This is a genomic window from Geopsychrobacter electrodiphilus DSM 16401, from assembly GCF_000384395.1.
Lineage (GTDB): Bacteria > Desulfobacterota > Desulfuromonadia > Desulfuromonadales > Geopsychrobacteraceae > Geopsychrobacter > Geopsychrobacter electrodiphilus.
This window is the reverse complement of the sequence record NZ_ARWE01000001.1, coordinates 33,328-53,083: the sequence shown is the minus strand read 5'-3', so window position 1 is coordinate 53,083 and position 19,756 is coordinate 33,328. Positions and strand designations below refer to the sequence as shown.

The 19,756-nt window shown below is 56.1% G+C and carries 18 protein-coding genes; 12 read left to right on the top strand and 6 right to left on the bottom strand.

Features of this window, described 5'->3' with window-relative positions:
• The first annotated feature begins 110 nt into the window (after positions 1 to 110).
• Entirely contained in the window at positions 111 to 1,271 is a 1,161-nt protein-coding gene (locus D888_RS0100295; protein ID WP_020674517.1) for a NifS family cysteine desulfurase, read from the top strand.
• Between the two features lie 41 nt (positions 1,272 to 1,312).
• Positions 1,313 to 2,281: an iron-sulfur cluster assembly scaffold protein NifU gene (locus D888_RS0100290; protein ID WP_020674516.1), complete on the top strand. Its 969-nt coding sequence runs from the start codon at positions 1,313 to 1,315 to the stop codon at positions 2,279 to 2,281.
• A gap of 102 nt (positions 2,282 to 2,383) precedes the next feature.
• On the opposite strand, the gene D888_RS20170 is transcribed toward D888_RS0100290, so the two are convergent.
• Positions 2,384 to 3,994, bottom strand: coding sequence for an HD domain-containing phosphohydrolase (locus tag D888_RS20170; RefSeq protein ID WP_020674515.1), 1,611 nt, complete (start codon positions 3,992 to 3,994; stop codon positions 2,384 to 2,386).
• Between the two features lie 383 nt (positions 3,995 to 4,377).
• Between D888_RS20170 and D888_RS0100275 the strand changes: the two genes are divergently transcribed.
• Positions 4,378 to 5,361 carry a lytic murein transglycosylase gene (locus D888_RS0100275; protein WP_020674513.1) on the top strand — a complete coding sequence of 328 codons (984 nt, stop codon included), beginning with the start codon at positions 4,378 to 4,380 and terminating at the stop codon, positions 5,359 to 5,361.
• A gap of 3 nt (positions 5,362 to 5,364) precedes the next feature.
• Here the strand turns inward: D888_RS0100275 and D888_RS0100270 are convergent, their stop codons facing one another.
• Both D888_RS0100270 and D888_RS0100265 read right to left on the bottom strand, forming a co-directional pair.
• Positions 5,365 to 5,751, bottom strand: a complete 387-nt coding sequence (locus D888_RS0100270; protein WP_020674512.1) for a YbgC/FadM family acyl-CoA thioesterase — start codon at positions 5,749 to 5,751, stop codon at positions 5,365 to 5,367.
• A gap of 135 nt (positions 5,752 to 5,886) precedes the next feature.
• Positions 5,887 to 6,297 (bottom strand): helix-turn-helix domain-containing protein, encoded by a 411-nt coding sequence (locus tag D888_RS0100265; protein ID WP_020674511.1) that lies wholly within the window; start codon positions 6,295 to 6,297, stop codon positions 5,887 to 5,889.
• A gap of 457 nt (positions 6,298 to 6,754) precedes the next feature.
• On the opposite strand from D888_RS0100265, the gene D888_RS0100260 reads away from it, so the two are divergent.
• From D888_RS0100260 to rsxE, 9 genes are all read left to right on the top strand, one after another.
• Positions 6,755 to 7,525, top strand: a complete 771-nt coding sequence (locus D888_RS0100260; RefSeq protein WP_020674510.1) for an electron transfer flavoprotein subunit beta/FixA family protein — start codon at positions 6,755 to 6,757, stop codon at positions 7,523 to 7,525.
• 15 nt (positions 7,526 to 7,540) lie between these two features.
• Positions 7,541 to 8,452: an electron transfer flavoprotein subunit alpha/FixB family protein gene (locus tag D888_RS0100255; protein ID WP_020674509.1), complete on the top strand. Its 912-nt coding sequence runs from the start codon at positions 7,541 to 7,543 to the stop codon at positions 8,450 to 8,452.
• A gap of 248 nt (positions 8,453 to 8,700) precedes the next feature.
• The gene (locus D888_RS0100250) at positions 8,701 to 9,012 is read left to right on the top strand and encodes a hypothetical protein (RefSeq protein WP_020674508.1); all 312 of its coding nucleotides are present in this window, start codon (positions 8,701 to 8,703) and stop codon (positions 9,010 to 9,012) included.
• Between the two features lie 160 nt (positions 9,013 to 9,172).
• Positions 9,173 to 9,754, top strand: a complete 582-nt coding sequence (rsxA, locus tag D888_RS0100245; protein ID WP_020674507.1) for an electron transport complex subunit RsxA — start codon at positions 9,173 to 9,175, stop codon at positions 9,752 to 9,754.
• A 66-nt stretch (positions 9,755 to 9,820) separates the two neighbouring features.
• Positions 9,821 to 10,672 carry an RnfABCDGE type electron transport complex subunit B gene (locus D888_RS0100240; RefSeq protein ID WP_020674506.1) on the top strand — a complete coding sequence of 284 codons (852 nt, stop codon included), beginning with the start codon at positions 9,821 to 9,823 and terminating at the stop codon, positions 10,670 to 10,672.
• A gap of 20 nt (positions 10,673 to 10,692) precedes the next feature.
• Positions 10,693 to 12,009, top strand: coding sequence for an electron transport complex subunit RsxC (rsxC, locus tag D888_RS0100235; protein ID WP_020674505.1), 1,317 nt, complete (start codon positions 10,693 to 10,695; stop codon positions 12,007 to 12,009).
• A gap of 1 nt (position 12,010) precedes the next feature.
• The gene (locus tag D888_RS0100230; RefSeq protein ID WP_020674504.1) at positions 12,011 to 13,003 is read left to right on the top strand and encodes an RnfABCDGE type electron transport complex subunit D; all 993 of its coding nucleotides are present in this window, start codon (positions 12,011 to 12,013) and stop codon (positions 13,001 to 13,003) included.
• Between the two features lie 4 nt (positions 13,004 to 13,007).
• Positions 13,008 to 13,613 carry an RnfABCDGE type electron transport complex subunit G gene (locus tag D888_RS20165; RefSeq protein WP_020674503.1) on the top strand — a complete coding sequence of 202 codons (606 nt, stop codon included), beginning with the start codon at positions 13,008 to 13,010 and terminating at the stop codon, positions 13,611 to 13,613.
• Positions 13,610 to 14,233, top strand: coding sequence for an electron transport complex subunit RsxE (gene rsxE, locus D888_RS0100220; protein ID WP_020674502.1), 624 nt, complete (start codon positions 13,610 to 13,612; stop codon positions 14,231 to 14,233). Before D888_RS20165 ends, rsxE begins: the two co-directional genes overlap by 4 nt.
• A 71-nt stretch (positions 14,234 to 14,304) precedes the next feature.
• Here rsxE and D888_RS0100215 read toward each other — a convergent pair whose 3' ends face one another.
• The 3 genes from D888_RS0100215 to D888_RS0100205 form a co-directional block, all read right to left on the bottom strand.
• A complete protein-coding gene (locus tag D888_RS0100215; protein WP_020674501.1) occupies positions 14,305 to 16,593 on the bottom strand; it encodes a serine protein kinase PrkA in 2,289 nt (762 codons plus the stop codon).
• A 16-nt stretch (positions 16,594 to 16,609) separates the two neighbouring features.
• Entirely contained in the window at positions 16,610 to 18,220 is a 1,611-nt protein-coding gene (locus D888_RS0100210) for a SpoVR family protein (RefSeq protein ID WP_020674500.1), read from the bottom strand.
• A 164-nt stretch (positions 18,221 to 18,384) separates the two neighbouring features.
• Positions 18,385 to 19,746, bottom strand: coding sequence for a DUF444 family protein (locus D888_RS0100205; protein ID WP_020674499.1), 1,362 nt, complete (start codon positions 19,744 to 19,746; stop codon positions 18,385 to 18,387).
• Positions 19,747 to 19,756: the final 10 nt, after the last annotated feature.

The following is a 19,756-nucleotide window of genomic DNA, read 5'->3' as shown; positions in this document are numbered from 1 at the left end:
ATTCAGCTGATTTCGCTCAACAAAAACATAGGTTTTTTCTCAGCAACTAAAGCGATGCGCCCGGCAGCTGTCGACGCATCATTTTTACGCTATATCTCAGGGACAGGATCATGGAACGAATTTATCTCGATAACAATGCGACGACAATCGTCGATCCGGCGGTGCGCGATGCGATGGACCCCTTCTACTGCCACATGTACGGCAACCCCAATTCGCTGCACTCCTATGGTATCGAGGTGCGGCCCTACATGCATCAGGCGATGGAGCAGCTCTACGCCGGAATCGGCGCCCGCGATGAGGACGATATCATCATCAATTCCTGCGCGACCGAGGGGAACAACACCGTCATCCTCGGTTTCTACTTCAACCTGCTCAAGGATACGCGCAAGAAACATATCGTCACTACTCAGCTCGAACACCCCTGCATCCGTGAATCATGTCGCTTCCTCGAGCAACACGGGGTCAAGGTCACCTATCTGGCCCCTGACCACGATGGCATGATCACGGCCAGGATGGTCAAGGAAGCGCTCACCGACCATACCGCCCTGGTGTCAGTCATGTGGGCCAACAATGAGACCGGTTTGATCCTGCCGATCAAGGAAATTTCAGAAGTCTGCAAGGAGCGCGGCGTCTACCTGCACACCGACGCGGTTCAAGCGATCGGCAAGCTCAAGGTTGATCTCAAGGATGTTCATGTCGACTATCTGACTTTCAGCGCCCACAAGTTTCACGGCCCCAAAGGGATAGGCGGCCTCTATATCCGCAACGGCGCCAGCCTGCCTCCACTTTTGCACGGTGGCGAACAGATGGGCGGCCGACGCGCCGGCACCGTCGACGTGGCCGGCATGGTCGCCATGGGAAAAGCGATGGAACTCGCCAATACGCATCTTGCTTATGAGAACACCGAAGTACGGCGCCTGCGCGATAAACTGGAAGATGCCCTGCTGAAAATCGATGACATCCTGATCGTCGGCAAGCGTGAGCTGCGAACCCCGAATACGGTCTATGTCAGCATCCGCGGCGTCGAGGGTGAGGCACTGATCTGGGACCTGAATCAGACCGGCATCGCCGCCTCGACTGGCAGCGCCTGCGCATCGGAATCACTGGAAGCCAGTCCGATTCTGACCGCCATCGGTGCCGACCGTGAACTGGCGCATACCGGCGTGCGCCTAAGCCTGTCGCGCTTCACCACCGAACAGGAGATCGATTTTACGATCTACACCATTAATAAAGCGGTCACGCGACTGCGCAGTTTCTCAACATCCTACTAACTGTAAACGATTCGAATTGAACGCATAAGAGGAGAAGAACCATGGCAAAAGCAGATCTGATCGGCGGCGAACTCTGGGAACAGTATTCCAAAAAAGTAGCCGACCGCATGAACAACCCGCTAAACTTCGGGGAGCTGACGGAAGCTAACGCCAAGGAGATGGGCGGCAAGCTGGTCATCGCCAACGAAGGTGCCGAATCCTGTGGTGATACGGTGCGCCTCTTCTGGATCGTTGACCCCAAGACCCATGTCATCAAAAAGGCGACCTTCAAATCATTCGGCTGTGGCACCGCGATCGCTGCCACCGACATGATGGCCGAAATGTGCGTCGGCAAAACCGTCGACGAGGCGGCTAAAATGACCAACCTTGACGTTGAACACGCCCTGCGGGATGAAGTCGATGTCGCCGCCGTGCCACCCCAAAAGATGCACTGCAGCGTCATGGCCTACGAGGTGATCAAGCGCGCGACCTCAATCTACCGCAACGTCGATATTTCGACTCTGGCCGAGCCCGACATTGTCTGTGAGTGTGCGCGGGTTTCGCTACAGACGGTTGAAGACGCCATCCGCATCAACGATCTGAAGACGGTTGAGGATATTTCCGACTACACCAAGGCCGGTGCTTTCTGCAAATCCTGCATCCAGCCCGGCGGCCATGAAAAGCGCGACCACTACCTGGTCGACATTCTCGCCCGGGTTCGCGCCGAAATGGATCACGAACGCAACCCCGACAAAACGATGTCCGCTGATTTCGACAAGCTGTCAGTCGTCAAACAGATCAAGGCGATCGAAGCGGTGCTCGACGAACATATCCGTCCGGCTTTGGCGCACGATGGCGGTGGCATCGAACTCGAAGATGTCCAGCCCGGCGAGAACGGCATCGTCAACGTCCACGTCCGCTATCAGGGGTCATGCAAAGGCTGCGCTGGTAGCGTCGCCGGCACCCTGACCTTTGTCGAACAGACCCTGCAGAAGAATTTGAGTGATAAAATTCGCGGCGTGGTGGTTTAATCATCATAACGGGTATCCCACCGAAACTTTTTCGATCTTGACTAAAAAAGAGCCGATCCCCGAGGATCGGCTCTTTTTACACCGAAAGCACAAAGCACGTATCTAGGCAGTATCTCCTTGCCGTGAGAAAGACGTGACACGGCGCACACTCAAGGAGACAGGGTTATTTTGATGCTGCAGAACCGGGCACAGCTTGAAGCTTTTCAGCCTTCTTTGTTCCACTGGGACGCAGGTCTCAGTACGTTTTTGTTTGGACGTTGTGAATATTTCATCTACGGCATCACGCGTTTCCAGTCTCTGGTTTTGCAAAGCCCTGATGAATTTTTCTGCCAAATCAGGGGCAAACTGCACACCACTAAATTGTTGAATTGCCCTTAAGGCGGCAGAGGCGGAACGCCCCTGCCGATAGGGCCGAGACGTTGTCATGGCGTCGTAGGCATCGGCAAGGGCCAGGATTTGTGCTTCAAGGGGGATCTCATCTCCGCATAATCCCTCAGGGTAGCCCTTGCCGTTGTACCACTCATGATGATAACGAACGGCAGGGATATACCGGCTAAGGGATGCTGAGAGCTCGAGAAGTGCGACTCCATGTAAGGGGTGTTGTTGGATCAGGAAATGTTCTTGAAAGTTAAGCTGATCGGTCTTATTCAGGATATTGTCAGGAATGCAAATCTTACCGATGTCATGTAACAGGCACGAAATTTCGAGGTCTTTAAGGCGCGCATCGTTGAGCTTCAGCTCTTTACCCAGAATCACCGCCAGTTGCGCGACCCGGGTTGAATGGCCGTAGGTGTAATTATCCCGCGCGTCCAGAGCACCAGCCAAGATCTGAACAATATCGTGGTAGGATTCTTCCAGCTCCTGCGCTGAGGCATTCAGTCGTTGGCGCTGGATCGCCAGTTCGGCGGCCATGCCGTTAAAACTTTCCGTCAGTTTGCCAAGTTCATCGGGCCTGACAATTGGCACCCAAACCTTGTAGCTCCCGGCTTTGAGTTGTTCAACGCCGTCGGTCAAGCGGCTAATCGGCCGCACAAAGAGACGGGTCAAATAAAGTGCCGCAGCCACCCCCAAAAAAATTGCCAACCCTGCGACAAATAAAATCCGCTGGTGCGCGATTTTGCGCGCCAGCAACAGCGACCGAGGGCTAAGTCCGATCAGTATTTCACCTTTCTGCTGACCGGCAAGCTGCCACGGCAAGGTGAATTCATAGTAGTCATTCGTCTGGCGACTCACTCGATTGACCGTTAAGGCCCCCTCGGTATCGATTAAACTTCCGATTTTTCGGGGGAGGAGGGAACCGACCAGGCCAGGGTCGCTGTGCGCAATCACCCGATGTCCCTGGTCGATGATAGCAACATAGGCAAGGTCATTCTGAGCCATTTCTGCCTGAGGAACGAGATTTCCCAGCGCCGATAAGTCCCGAGTTACCAGACTTTGCCTGGCAGCCCCGGAGATAGCATAGAGGCTGGTCGTTCCCTGCCTGATCATGGATTGGAGTAATACATCATCCATGATGGAAACCACAAACATCGAGATACCGGTTGTCAGAAGAATGACCAGCCCGATAATCAATAAACTCAGTCTGTTGCCGAGGCGCAAAAAACGTTGCCGGAAAAGGGCCGACAACGCGCCACAAGCCCTGCGTAAATTTGCAATACGGCGAAGAGAATCGGCAGCCTGTAAAAATCGACGGATCAGGGAGTGGACGCTCATCTTTGTCTAAAGAAAACCTTTCCTCCCCCACAGTGGGCCCCCTCGCAGAATCGATATTGGACCAAACCCTGTTTCTTATCAAACAAAAAAGTTACATAAATTTATTTTTTTCTTTAATCCTGACAACAATTGGAGAAGAATTTATCTTCAGATTCTGGCATATTTTCATCATAAAAACATTTAACATACCAATATTATTCATTTTATTTTTTACCATTTGATAAGAAAGTTTTATAAAAATATTTTTCAGATTATAAATCATTGTTTTATTTAATTTAAAAATCAAAGTTATCCGCTGTTTACTCACGTCCATTTCGTCCTTCTGATAAACTCTACATTAAGCCAGAAGGCTTCTGTCATATGCCATCCCCTAAGGATTTTCGATGACTCAATTCGTCAGATTGTTGCTCATCTCAATGATCATTTTTATCCCGGGATTGAATTCTTCTCAAGCACAGGCCGTACCCCAGGATTTCGGTCCCTGGCTGCAGGACCTGCGCAATGAAGCGCTGGCCGCCGGGATTACAAAGAAAACCCTTGATCGAGCTCTGAAAGGGATTAAGAATCCACTGCCGCGGGTGCTTGAACTCGACCGCAACCAGCCAGAATTTAAACAATCCACTCAGGAATACCTTGCTGCCCGGGTGAATTCGAAAAGAGTGGCAGCCGGCAAAGTCATGCTGCGCCGCTACCCGACATGGCTGGGGCGAGTGGAAGACAGGTACCAGGTGCAGCGGAGCTTTATCCTCGCACTCTGGGGGATCGAAACCGGCTACGGCCGCCACAGCGGAAGTTTCTCGGTCATTGAAGCGCTGGCGACTTTGGCGCATGACGGCCGGCGTGCGGACTATTTTCGCGGGGAATTGCTGAACGCGCTGCGGATTCTGGATGCAAGGCATATCCGGCTGAAGCGGATGAAGGGCTCCTGGGCCGGGGCTATGGGCCAATGTCAGTTTATGCCCTCGGCATTTCTTAAGCACGCGGTCGATGCCGATGGTGACAAGCACATCAATATCTGGGGTTCGGTGCCCGATGTCTTTGCCTCAACTGCGAATTATCTGGCCCAAGCCGGCTGGCAACCTGAACAGGGCTGGGGAGAAGCTGTGACCCTTCCTCCCGATTTCGACGCTTCCCTGGCCGGTCTCGACACGCGGCAGACCGTCGAGCGCTGGCACTCTCTCGGCGTTATGCGCCCTGATGGCAAGGCCTTCAGTACGCCGCAACTTGAAGCCTCGCTGATTCTGCCGGACGGGGACAAAGGTCCGGCTTATCTGGTCTATGACAATTTCAGGGTGTTGCGTAAATGGAACCGGTCCAACGCCTTCGCCATCGCCGTCGGCACCCTGGCTGACCGGATTAGTCGCTAAGACCTAGCCCTCAAGTGCCGCACGAAAATCAACGGGCAATGAAATCGTCTTCGCCTTTTTTGCGTCATAGCAGACCATCACTGTGCGGGCGGTGGCAAACTCTTTGCCGTCACCGTTGTGGATCAGGTAAGAGAATGTAAAACTGCTCCGCCCGAGGGCTTCAGTCTCGATATCAATCAGTACCCGATCATTCAGCTCGATCGGCAGCCGGTAGCGACAGCTGGCTTCGACCACCAGAAAAAGCAGGCCGTTTTTCATCTGTTCGGCAAAGCGTTGCCGAAAGAGTTTAACCCGTGCCGTTTCCAGGTAAGTGAAAAAGATCGCGTTGTTAACATGCCCGTAAGCGTCGAGGTCAGCAAAACGCACTTCAATTTCAGTTGAGATTTTCATCGACATCCTCTTCTTTAATGACTGATAGCAAAAGATTCGCCCGGCAAAACTCAGGTGAGGGGTGAGGGGTAAGGGCATGCCTATTCTCTAGCGACTGTGGCAACACCGCTGAGTGAACGTTTTTGCAACGCCATTTCAGCGGACAGGTGGCACCTTTCCCTGCAGGATATCGACGATGCGGCTGCGGTAATCGACAATTTCACGCCGCAGCGAGGCAAGATTGGCGATCTTTTCGTCGACCTTGCCGATGTGACCATCAAGGAGCTCAACCAGATGAGGCGTCAGGGTACCGAAGTTTTGATCATTAACGTCAAAATATTCGGCGATAATCTGCATCTCCTTGAGGCTGATCCCCAATTCTTTGAGCTTCAGAATAAACTTGAGCCGTAAAATCTCGGCACGATCATACATCCGGGTCCCCCCCCCAACCCTTTCAGGTGGGCCCATCAGACCGATCTCTTCATAATAACGGATGGTACGAGTGGTTATGCCCAGCCGCCGTGCAACCTCGCCAATCGCTATCGGATGTTCCGGTAAAGCCGTCATATATCTTCCCTTTACGTTAGTTAGCCTCGATTTGTCAGAACCGGATAGGCAATCAGGCCAGAACTGTTTATTCTCCTATGCTAAGCTATCCTCTCATAAAAAGAAAGATTATATACTGCTGTTATATTTAAGGTTGACCTTTACGTAATATAAAAATATAAGATAAACGATATCGGCAACTTCCCTTCGCAAGTAGACCACCGAGAGCCTCATTGAGGACCTCCCAAGGTGCCGATCTCGATGAACAACTGAAACCGCTCGACCTGCTAGAGATTCTGGCCGAGCGAATTTAGGGATAACCTTTAAAAGACAAGCTTCACCACGGAGGCCACAGAGAACACAGAGGAAGGTCAACACACAGGCAAGGCTCTTGGATAAAACCAAAAAGATGGGTTTTCTCGGTGTCCTCCATGTTCTCCGTGGTGAAAAAAAAAGACTTTAAACAGGAGGTCAAGGAATGAACATTCTGGTCTGTATCAAACAGGTTCCCGACATGGAATCACGCTTCAAGGTCGCCGCCAGCGGCACCTGGTTCGAAGAGAGCGATCTCGCCTGGCGCATCAACGAGTATGACGAGTTCGCCGTCGAGCAGGCGGTCAAGCTCAAGGAGCAGCTCGGCGATGCCGATCTGACGGTGCTCAGTATCGGTCCGGCGCGGGTCAAGGAGGCGCTCAAGAAGGCGCTGGCCATGGGCTGCGAGCGGGCGGTGAATATTGTCGATCCGGCGGCGGCCGAGAAAGATTCTTTCCAGATCGCCAGCAGCATCGCCGCCTTCGCCAAAGACAAAAGCTTCGACGTCATCTTCACCGGCATGCAGTCGCAGGATCGCGGCAGCGGTCAGGTCGGGGTGCTGGTTGCCGAACTGCTCGGAATTCCGGTCCTGACCACCGCAGTCGAATTTGAATACACCGACGGCAGCATAACGGTGCGGCGTGAACTCGAAGGCGGCTTAAGAGCGGCGGTCAAGGCGAGTACCCCGGCGCTGGTGACCTGCCAGCTGGGCCTCAACACCCCGCGTTACCCGACCCTGCCGAACATCATGAAGGCGAAGAAGAAGGAGCTGCTCGAGATTCCGATTGGCGAGCTGCTGAAGGATGAAGCCCGCCTTACGACCCTCGCCCTCGCGTACCCGGAGAAGAAGGGTTCAGCCCTGGTCCTCGAAGGGGAGATCGGCGAGCTGGTCGACAAGGTGATCGGGATCCTGAAAGAGAAGACATCCGTTTTATAAATACAGGAGTGAACCATGAAAGCATTACTGGTTGGAGAATATAGAGAAGGAAAACTGCTGGAGCCGACCTACGAGCTGGTCGGCTTCGCCCAGAAACTCGGCTGTGAGTTCGAGCTGTTCCTGGTCGGGACGGAAGCCGCCCTGCCCCAGGTGAACGCCAAGCTTTATCTGGCCGATGTCGCCACAGTCGGGGAATACAACCCGGCGCTGCACAAGCAGCTGATTCTGGATGCGGTTGATAAAGCCAACGCCGATACGGTGGTCTTTCTTCATTCGAGCAGCGGCTGGGATCTGGCACCGCGGGTGGCCTTGGCGCTGGGCGCGGCGCAACTCTCCGAGGTGGTGGAGATCAAGGGGGATGGCTATCTGCTCCCGGCCTGCAACGCCAAGCTGCGGCGCACGGTGAAGGCCGCCACCGGCAAGAGTGTCATCACCCTGCAGGCCGGAGCGTTCATGCCGGCTGAACAGAGCGGCGCTCCCCAGGTGGAGAAGCTGACCACCAGCACCCCGGCGCAGAGCGAATTCCTGGGATACGAGCAGGCCGAAGCGGGACAGGTCGATCTGGGCAAGGCCGAGATCATCGTCAGCGCCGGACGCGGAGTCGGCAAACCGGAGAACGTCGCCATGATTCAGGCGCTGGCCGAAGCCTTGGGCGGCGAATACGGCGCCAGTCGCCCGGTGGTCGACGCCGGCTGGGCACCCCATGACCGGCAGGTCGGCACCACCGGCCAGGTGGTCTCGCCCAAGCTCTATGTGGCCTGCGGCATCTCGGGCGCGATCCAGCATCTGGCCGGGATGAAGAAATCGGAGTTCATCCTCGCGATCAACACCGACAAGGACGCCCCCATCGGCGAAGTCGCCGACGTACTGGTGGTGGCCGATATCAAACAATTTGCGCCGGCCTTGACTGCAAAACTGGCGGGCTGAAAGCAGGATCAAAAGCGCCTCATGCAAAGCCGCAGAGAAGGGCAAGGTCAAAACTAAAAACCAAAACGTTGGTCTTGGTTTAAACCAAACCTTGAAAAAGATTTTCTTTGCACCTTTGTGGCTTTGCCACTCGCCTCGAGGCGCCTGCTTCTGGTTAGTGAGGGCCAGCGAACGAGCGAGAGATGATTTTGCAGTTCGTCAGGTATTTAACCGTGAATAAGTAATTTTCAACCAGGAAAGAGGCCCCAATGATCGACGCAATCTTCAAAGAGATGCCCCAATCTTTTCAGCTCGGCAAGATCGACAAAAGCATCAGCTACTATTTCTCCATCGACGAGTGCAAAAAGACCGTTTTCATTGACGCACAGAACTGTCGGGTCGAAGAGGGGAAAACCACCGACTCGGCCGATTGCGTGTGCAAGACAAGTACCGAATTTTTTGAGCGAATCTGGAACGAGGGCTACCGACCGGGGGTTAAGGATTTTCTCTCCGGGGCGATCCGCTCCAACAACCCTGAGGCGCTCAGAACCTTGCTCATCGCCTTCGGCAAAAATGCCTGAAAAGAGGGACCGCCGCAGCTGCGCCGGTCCCTCTTTTTTTCACCTCTTTCGCGCAATTAACACCTATCCGTGCGAAAAACAAAACATTTGACAAAAAGACCCCCGCTATCCTACAACAACTGGTCTTATACCATTCAGAATAGACGTCCGGGAGTTGCCCATGCTTGAACTGTTAGTCATTCTCGTCAGTGCGGTCTTCGTCAACAACTTCGTTCTGGCGCGCTTTCTGGGGATTTGCCCTTTTCTCGGGGTCTCCAAGAAGGTCGAAACCGCTCTCGGCATGGGGATGGCGGTTATCTTCGTCATGACGGTTGCCTCGGTGGTGACCTGGTTCCTGCAATATTTCATTTTGATCCCCTTCGGCATCGAATATCTACAGACCATCGCCTTTATTCTGGTCATTGCTGCCCTGGTTCAGCTGGTCGAAATGGTCATCCAGAAGACCAGCCCGGTGCTCTACCAGTCCCTCGGCATCTTCCTGCCGCTGATCACGACCAACTGTGCAGTCCTCGGTGTCGCGGTACTCAACATTCAAAAGGACTACACCTTTCTGCAGGCGGTGGTCTTCTCAATGAGCGCCGGCATCGGCTTTACGCTGGCCATGGTCCTCTTCGCCGGCCTGCGCGAGCGGATCGATCTTTCACCGGTTCCACAGAGCTTTCGCGGGACGGCGATTGCCCTGGTAACCGCCGGACTGTTGTCCCTCGCATTTATGGGCTTCGCTGGCCTCGTCAAAGGTTAAACCTCTCGATAACGGTCTCTCCGCCTTACTCGCGGAACCGGCATCTTGTTTTGCAGGGAGAAACACATGCTTGCCTCAATCTTAACCCTCGGCGGTATCGGTCTGTTCGCTGCTGTTGCCCTCGGTATCGCCGCCAAAAAATTTGCGGTTGAGGTCGATCCGCGCGAACTGGCGATTCTCGAAGTGCTGCCCGGTGCCAACTGCGGTGCCTGCGGGCAACCCGGTTGCGGCGGCTACGCCAAAGCGATCGTCGCCGGCACCATGCCGCCCAATCTGTGCAGCCCCGGCGGTGCCGAAACAATCGAAAAAATCGCCCATATCATGGGCGTCGAGGCGGTCTCTGCCAACCCGCAGCTGGCCGTGGTCTGTTGCCAGGGGGACAACCTCAAGGCCAGCCTGAAATATCGATATCTCGGTCTTGAAGATTGTAACGCCGCACAAAAGATCGCCGATGGCCCGAAAACCTGCCCCGCCGGCTGCCTCGGCTTAGGCTCCTGCATGCGCGCCTGCCCCTTCGATGCGATCGAAATCACCTCACAAGGGCTGGCAATCATCGACCGCGACAAGTGTACCGGCTGCCAGAAGTGCGTCGCGACCTGTCCGCGCCAGGTGATCAAGATGACCCCGGCCAGCGCCACGACCCACGTCTTGTGCAACAGTACCGACAAGGGCGCGCAGGTGCGGAAATACTGTCAGGTCGGGTGTATCGCCTGCCAGATCTGCAAGAAGACCGCTCCCGAGGTCTACCAGATTGAAAACTTCCTCGCCCGCGTTGACTACGCCGCCGACGGTGATGTGCTGGCGGCCGTGGCAAAATGTCCGACCAAATGTATCCGTGATTTCTCCACCGGTTACCCCGAAGGGAGCAGCTTCATCGCCCCGAACGCACCGGCTAAAACTCCGGAGGAGGCGGCTTAACCACCATGAGTACTCAAGCAATGAACCTGAAAACTTTTAAAGGCGGGCTCCATCCGCCGGACGGCAAGCACTACTCGGCGCACAAGGCGATTGAGCTCTGCCCGCTCCCGGCAGAGCTGATCATTCCGCTGGCCCAGCACATCGGCGCGCCCGCCGAAGCCTGTGTCGAGGTTGGCGCCCTGGTCAAAAAGGGGACACTGATCGCCAATGCCAAGGGCTTTGTCTCGGTGCCGATCCATGCGTCCACCTCCGGCGAAGTGATCGCGGTTGAACCGCGCCTGCACCCCATGGGGAAGGCGCTGCCGGCGATTGTGATCAAGCCGGACGGCGCAGACGCCTGGGATGAAAGCCTGGTCGGCGCTGACCCGGCGACCCTGGATATCGAAGAATTAAAACGTCGCATTCAAGCAGCCGGTGTCGTCGGCATGGGCGGGGCGACCTTTCCGACCCATGTCAAGCTCTCGCCGCCGCCGGAGAAACAGATCGACACCCTGATCCTGAACGGCGTCGAATGCGAACCCTACCTCACCGCCGATCACCGGATGATGCTCGAGGACACCGAGCGTATTCTGGACGGGGTCGAGATCCTGCTCAAGGTGCTCGGCATCAAGCGCGCCGTGATCGGCATCGAGGCGAACAAGCCGGATGCCATCGAGACCATGACCAGGGCCGCCGCCCCGCGCAACATCGAGGTGCAGGCGCTGAAGGTCAAGTATCCGCAGGGCGCCGAAAAGCAGCTGATCGATGCTATTACCGGCCGCCAGGTGCCTTCGGGCACCCTGCCGATGGAGGTCGGCGTGGTGGTCCAGAATGTCGGCACCTGCGCCGCGATCAGCGACGCGATCCGCCTCGGGAGGCCGCTGGTCGAACGGGTGGTCAGTATCACCGGCCCCGCAATCAATGAGCCGAAGAATCTGCTGGTGCGCGTCGGCACGCCGCTGCAGTTTCTGGTCGATCAATGCGGCGGGTTAAACGGCGAGCCGGCCAAGATCATCATGGGCGGACCGATGATGGGCCAGACCCAGCTGTCGCTTGAGACCCCGGCGATCCGCGGCACCTCGGGGCTGCTGATCTTCCGCAAACAGGATCTGCCGCGCCTTGAGTCCGGCCCCTGTATCCGCTGCGGCCGCTGCATCGGCGTCTGCCCCATCCATCTGCAGCCGACCACCATCGCTGGTTACGCCCGGCTTGATCTGTTTGATGAAGCCGCCGACTATCATGCCCTCGATTGCATCGAATGCGGCTGCTGTACTTACATCTGCCCGGCGACCCTGCCGCTGGTCCAGTCGATCCGTTATGCCAAAGCCGCCATCATGGCGAAAAAAAGGACACTCTGACGTGGAAAATCAGCTCTATCTCTCCTCGTCGCCCCATATCCATAGCGGCGAAACCACCGACAAGGTGATGCGCAAGGTGATCTACGCCCTGCTCCCCGCCTGCATAGCCTCTCTCTACTTCTTCGGCCTCGCCGCACTGCTGGTGCTGCTGCTGTGCACCATCGGCTGCCTGGCCGCCGAAGCGCTCAGCTGTAAAATGCAGGGGCGTGCCTTGACCCTGGTCGACGGCTCGGCGGCGCTGACCGGTATCCTGCTCGCGCTCAACCTGCCGGCCTCTGCCCCCTGGTGGATGGCCCTGTTCGGTGCGGCGGTGGCGATTCTCATAGGTAAGCAGGTCTACGGCGGGCTGGGACATAACCCCTTCAACCCGGCGCTGGTCGCCCGGGTAGTGCTGCTGATCTCCTTTCCGGTGCAGATGACCAGCTGGACCGCACCGGCCCCCTTAAGTACCACCCTCGACGCGGTAACCTCCGCCACCCCCCTCGGTGAAATGAAGACCGCGGTGATGCTGACCGGCAAGCTGCCGGCGCTCGCACACAGCGGCTTTCTCGACTATCTCTCCGGCAATATGGCCGGCAGTCTGGGGGAAGTTTCAGCGCTGGCGCTGATTTTGGGCGGCCTCTATCTGCTCTGGAAAAAGGTTATCAGCTGGCATATCCCGGTGTCGTTCATCGGCACGGTGCTGGTCATCGGCGGCGTCTTCTGGGCGATCTCGCCCGAGAAATACCCGAACCCCCTCTTTCATCTGCTGACCGGCGGCCTGTTGCTCGGCGCCTTCTTCATGGCCACCGATATGGTCACGTCCCCGGTGACCGACAAAGGGATGCTGATCTTCGGCTGCGGCTGCGGCCTGCTGACGGTGTTGATCCGGCTCTTCGGCGGCTACCCTGAGGGGGTCTCCTTCGCCATTCTGCTGATGAACGCTGCGACTCCTCTTATCGATCGCTTCTGCCGTCCGAAGATCTACGGCCAGCTCGAAGCCGTCAAGGGTTGAAGATATGAAAGATACCATCCGCCTCATCCTGGCCCTGACCCTGATCGCATCGATTGCGGCGTTGATCCTTTCGCAGGTTGAAAGTGTCACCCGCGAACCGATCAAGGAGCAGCGCCGCATCCAGATGCTCAAGGCCATAAGTGCCGTGCTGCCGGCCTACGATAACAGCCCCGACACCGACAGTGTCAGCCTGCAGAATGGGGTCAACAAAAAGGGCAAACCGGTGCTGCTGACCTTCTACCGTGGCCGCAAGAACGGTGAATTGACCGGCACCGCGTTTAAAGTGATCGCAACGGATGGCTACAGCGGTAATATCGAAATTATGGTCGGACTCAACCCGCAGGACAGCCTCAACGGGATCGAAATCCTGAATCATTCCGAGACCCCGGGACTGGGCGCGCGGATTGTGGAACCGGCTTTCAAAAATCAGTTCAAGGGGAAAAGTCTGAAGAATGCCGACTGGCGGGTCAAGAAGGACGGCGGTCAGTTTGACCAGATCACCGGGGCGACGATCTCACCTCGCGCCGTCGTCAAGGCCGTCAAGGCCGGGCTTGAATTTTACCGCGCCCACAAGGCGGCAGTGCTGGCCACCCAGGGAGGAACACAATGAGCCTGATACGAACGTTCACCAAAGGCCTGTGGCAGGAGAACGCGGTCTTCAAACTGCTGCTCGGCATGTGTCCGACCCTGGCGGTCACCACCAGCGCCGAAAATGCCCTGGGCATGGGGCTTGCCACCACCTTCGTGCTGGTCTGCTCGAACTTCGCCGTCGCCCTGCTGCGTAAGCTGATTCCGGCCGAGGTGAGAATCCCCGCCTTTGTGGTCCTTATTGCTTCGTTCGTGACCGTGGTGCAGCTGTGTATGGAGGCCTGGTTCTTCGATCTCTACCAGGCCCTCGGCATCTTTATTCCCCTGATCGTGGTCAACTGCCTGATTCTTGGCCGCGCGGAGGCCTTCGCCTCGAAGAACCCGGTCACCGCCTCCCTGGCCGATGGCCTGGGGATGGGACTCGGCTTCACCCTCGGCCTGTTTATTCTCGGCTCGGTGCGTGAATTCTTCGGCTCCGGCGCGATCCTCGGCGTCCACCTGCTCGGCGCCTCCTACAAACCGATTTTACTGATGATCATGCCCCCCGGCGCCTTTATCACCCTCGGCCTGCTGCTGGCGTTAATCAGTCGTCTGGGACGCAATAAAGGGAAGAAGAAACCGGTGGAGAGTCACTGCGGCTGAACTGCTTATTGCGCGAAAATAACGGAGCCGGTGAACTTTTCACCGGCTCTTTTTTTTTGCCCAGGCCCGGATTATTCCTCGGCAAACTCCTCCGAAATCCTGTTGTCGATGAGGTAAAGCGCGACCTCGCGCGCCCCCAGCCCGGTATATTTGAAGCGCTCGCACAGGTTGTTTATCAGGAAGGTCACATCATCACGCACCTTGCGATCGTAGGTGCGGAAATTCTCTCCTTCAAAATCCTTGATCGCGCGGCGGAAGTTTTCATTTTTAAGCAGCGGATCAAGAACTTTCTCCTTGAGATAATGGACATAGCGCTCATGCAGGCTGTGATAAAGCTCGGTCTCTTCCAAGGCCTTGCCGGCCAGGATCAGCTCCTGAGTCAACGCCTGGGAAGCATACAGTTTCTGAGTGGCCTTGCGGAACTGCAGGCGGGTCGCAAGATCGGCAGCCGGACTGACAAGGCGGCGCTCCAGGGCGCCAAAGAGCTCATCGCCGACCAGCAGTTTGTCACCAGTGTAGGGGGATGTCACCTGGGTGCCCGCTTCGAAATTGATCGCGAACAGATAATTTTTAATCTCTTTTTCGATCTGCTCTTCGTTGTAGTAGTAGAGCGCCTCCTTCACCTCCTGCATGATGGTGTAGTTGTACATGCGACAGAGAGAATCGATAAACCCTTCGGGGATAAGTGCCTGCCATTCAGGCCGGCTCTCGAAGAAGCGGCACAGGCTCTTCATATCGATCAGTGAGTTTTCGCGCGCCAGACTGCTATAGAGTTCGCGGAAGATACGGATCGAATCCCGCCCTGAAAAACCGCTGACCCCTTCGCTCTCCGACTCGGCAATAATCTGCCGCCGCCGCCTGGCGGTCAGTTTTTTGCGGTCATCCTCATTCAACCATTCGGGAATATTGCCGGTATAGATTTCCATTTTCAGCAGATGGAGATGATCATCACAGTAACGCTGGTACTTATCGACAGAACCGATCCATTCCAGCATCGCCGGCGACTCTTTGGCCAGACGCGTCGAAATAATAATCCGCGCAAAATTATGCATGACACGCGGCAGGAAACTCGCGTCGATATGACGGCCAAAGGCGTTGCGATAGATCTCGACCTCGGTGCGCAGATCGAGCACATAGGGGATATTGATCAGCTCGACCCGATCGATCAGCGACGGGATTTCATCCAGGCGCGCTCGATCTTCGGGGTTCATCAAGGCCAGGAACAGCGAATTAACGTGCTCCTCGATATATTCAACCTTGTGCACCCCCTCGCTGATGATGTTGTGCAGTTCGTGCAAGCGCTCGACGTTGTGTCCCTTGATATCCATCAGGGCGTAGACCCCGTTGTTGGTCTTGGCAAAATTGGAATACAGATAGCGCACCAGATTACTGTCGCGCAGCATAAGGTTCATTCGGTTCTGCAACATGCTGTTGTCGAGGACGTTCTCCTTGAGGATGCGATCGCCGGGGTTGTAAACGCTGATCCCTTCCCCCAGCCGGCGATTAAAATGATAGGGCCGCGCGAAGAGCATTTCGAGCGCCTTGACCGGCGATTTCAGCCGTTCGAGCAACGCCTGATAAAGAGAGCTGCAGATGGTGCAGGGTTGCTCATTGAACAACCAGTCATACTGCTTTTCGGTGAAGAGCTTCCACTTGGCCTGATCATTCTTGAACAGATCGTCGATAAATTCGCGACGGTACTCCTTGGGGATCATCAGCAGCGGACTGTCATGGCTGGGGCAGGGGATCTCAATATATTCATCGACCCCCTGCATCAACTGCTGGGCGTCGATCAGCTCGCTCTGCTTAAATTCATATTCATCGAGCAGACCGGCCAGACGGTTGAGAAACATACCGCTGTCCTGCTCGCTGAAGGTCCCGAGCAATCTGCGATCGAGCCGCCAGAGCGCCTCAAAGGTGCAGCCTTCTGCCGAATTAGCGTACTCTTCAAGCTTGGCCAGCAGGTTATCCAGAAAGGTGCTCTTGCCGCTGCCGTGGGGACCGCTAAAGATATAGATCTTATTCTGCAGAGAGCCGTGGCGAAAGTTTTCGGCCAGCTGTATCAGGCGGTTGGAGAAGAGACGATCGGCGAAGAAGGGGGAGTCGGCGCCTTCGACAAACAGGCGAGTGGTGTCATGATAGACATAGTTGATCGATTCCGGATCCCCGGCATATTCATCCACCGGCGCGCCGACCAGGTGTTCCACCATGTCATGAAACACCTGAAAGATATTACGAATCCCCTTTTCCGGATCATCGCTCACCTTCTGCAGGAAGGCCGCGAAGTCGAGTGGGCCACTGCGGACCTGGCGCCCCTGCTGGCGCGAAAAATGACTGAGTGCTGATTTTATATTGTTCATGGGCCCTCAATTCTGCTCAGAGAACTGTACGCTCCAGGTGACGCTCGGCCATGCGGTAACACACCCTTTTCCAGCTGAGGGTCTGCGGGGGTTCATCCTGACCATCCCCGGCTTTCACTTCGGCCTCGCTGGTTTCCAGGCAGACCGGACCGCCCCAGAGGTATTCGATGCCGAGCATGGTGTTGGCGATATACTCCTGCACCAGCGGTTTCCCCTCAATAACGTGATTCAGGTAGAGCTCACCGTCCTTGGCTTTTTCGGCGGCAAGTTTGATTTCAGGCGGATGGTAAAGGCTGTCGAAGAGCATCTGGCGATAATCGTCGGCGTGGCGACTTTTAACGTAATACTGCCAGACCATGCGTTGTTCATCCAGCCGCCGCCCGGCCACAAACAACCGATTGTGGTCGATAAAATCCTGATCGACGAAGCTGTTGATGAAGGTGAAGTCACAGAAGTTCTCACGCACCTCAAAGAGGGTGTCGCGGCCGCTGCCCGTCTTGCGATCAAACCGACGCTTCTGCTCCATGTTTTTCAGCCGTCGATAGGCATAATGATAGCAACCGCGATCGGCCGCTTCTTCGATGAAATAGAACAGCCTCATCCCCAGCGCGTAAGGGTTCAGTCCGACGCGCGGCATCGCCGTCACCCCGGCGTTGACCCGCGCGAAGGCGATTTCGTTGCCGCTGATCCGATCATCCTGCAGAAAGAGGGTTTCATGCCAGTAACTGGCCCAGCCTTCGTTCATGATCTTGGTACGGATCTGCGGCTGAAAGTAGATCGAGGTCGAACGCACGATCTGCAACACCGACTTCATCCAGAGATTCTCCTCTTTGGCCAGCATCGGAGAATGATCGATCAGAAACTGCAGCAGGTCAGGACTCGTCACCACCTTGTCGTTTTCATGCCTGTCGAAGGCCGCTTCAAATTCGGGGAAGGTCCGCACGACGTTGGAAAAGAAGTTCTGTTCCCCCAGCTTGCCGGCATCACGACAGGCCTGGTTATAGGCTTCTATCTGGTTAACATATTCGCTGGTCGAAACCGGGCGCACCTGCTGCAGAAAGACGTCAAAGAAGTAATCGAGCCGCCTGCTGCAACCCTCGGTTGCGCGGTGCAGCCTGGAGAGCTCGGCATGATAGCCGACCAGATTGTCGATGCCGCGCGCAAACTCGATAACGTAGTCGACCCAGCGCCCGTGTTCGCTGCGCAGCCTTGCGATCAGGCGTTTGTCGGCCAGCGCCTGCCCCGCCAGGTCGTAATCCCAGGTATGCCGGAAGTAGAGGTTGTTCTGAAAAAAATCGATATGCGCCAGCACATGATAAAAGATCATCACGTTGAGCCAGTCGGGGTTGTTGTCATTATAAAAAGAGATCGCCGGCCGGGTGTTGATGACTGTTTCATAGGGGTTGCCGGGGTAGAGTTCGTATTTCCCCTTCTCGCGCAGCACCTCGACATCGTGCACCCAGTAGTCATAAAGGGTCGGAATCATGTTTTTCGGCATCAGCTCGAGCATATCGCGATTGGTCACCACATATTCGAGGGTCTCATCCTCAAACTGCAGGCCCGCCTCGCGCGCACGCACCTTGCATCCTTCCATGATTTTTTTGGTTTGCTGGCTGATCAGCTCCATTGTTTAACCCCGTTCCAAGTTCGATGTTCCACGTTCCAAGTTCGGTATAAACCTCACGCCTCACGCCTCACGCCTCACGCCTCACGCCTCACGCCTCGCGCCTCGCACCTCGCACCTCGCACCTCGCACCTCACGCCTCACACCTCACACCTCACACCTCACGCCTACTCAGATATCAAGCGACGAATCCCTTCGATAATCCGATCTTCACCCTCATCTTCCGCCATGTTATCGACTCGCAGCATGTCGTGAGCCTGTTCAAGCAGACCTGATTTTTTCAGGTAGGTCTGAACTTCGGTGTTGCCGCTCGCACCGTACGAATGCTCGGCGATGGTGATCCCGACGCGTGAGGCGTAACCGAGCATTTTCTTCAGCTCGGGCAGGGTATCGCGCCCCTCGCGATCCCAGTCGTCGCCGTCTGTGCCATGAAAAATATAGATGTTGTAATCGCGATCGAGGGAATCCTGCTGGACCAGTTCATTGACCATCCGGTAGGCGGCGGCCACCTGGGTACCCCCGGCGACGCGTGAATTGTAATAAGTGTGAAAATTCTCAACCTCCTTGGCCTCGGTGTCATGCAGGATAAAACGGGTCTCGACCTGGCCGGAGTACTGGTAGAGCAGCCAGCTGTAGATCAGCACATGCTGGGTCACGATCAGCTCGGTCGCTTTACCGGCCATCGACCCGGAATAGTCGCGCACAAAGAAGACCAGCGCCTGTGATTCATAATCCTTTTCGCGCGAGAGGATGCGGTAAACCTTGTCGCGCGGAGCGATCAGCAGTCGGGTGGTGTCGATCTCACCGCTCGTGTCAAGATTGCCGAGCCCGATGTTGGTCTGCAGCACCTGTTTGAGGGTGGCCTTTTTATCGAGCACCTGGCCGAAGCCACGGTTCTTATCGGTCAGATCATAGGTGTAGCGGGTCAGGGAGCGTTTTTTGCCCTTATCCTTCAGATTCGGCAGTTGAAATTTTTCGGTCAGGATTCGGCCCAGATCATAGGCGCTCGACTCCATTTCATGGTCGGCCCCCTTCCCCTTGCCGGCCCCGCTTCCTTCCCCTTCTCCCTGCGGCCGCACCGGCTGCTCGCCGATCACCTCGCCCTCTTCCCCCGCACCGCTGCCCCCGCCGCTCCCTTCCCCCTCCTGCTGCTGGTTGAAGCGGTTATCGTGGATGAACTTCTCCTCAACGGTGGTCGGTACCACCACGACCTTGCCATCGGCGCTGCGCCCCGGACGCACCATGCGCCCGATGCGGATCTTGCGCGGAAAGCCATCGACTTCGCGCAGCTTGTCGCGTTCAAGCAGCTGGTCGAGGGTGCGCAGGTTAAAGGTGGTGAGGTTGAGGGTCAGATTCTGCAGGCAGCCCAGATCATTCAGGCTGTAGAGGTCGTTCAAGGGGACGGGGCTGGTCCGGGCTGGAGGCGGCTCGTGGCTGGCATAATCCTCCATCTCGGCAGCGATAATCTGCTCTTGCCGCGCCGTAAGACCCGCGGCCTTCAGACGTTGATAGAGTTCCTTACGCGTCATAAATCCTCCC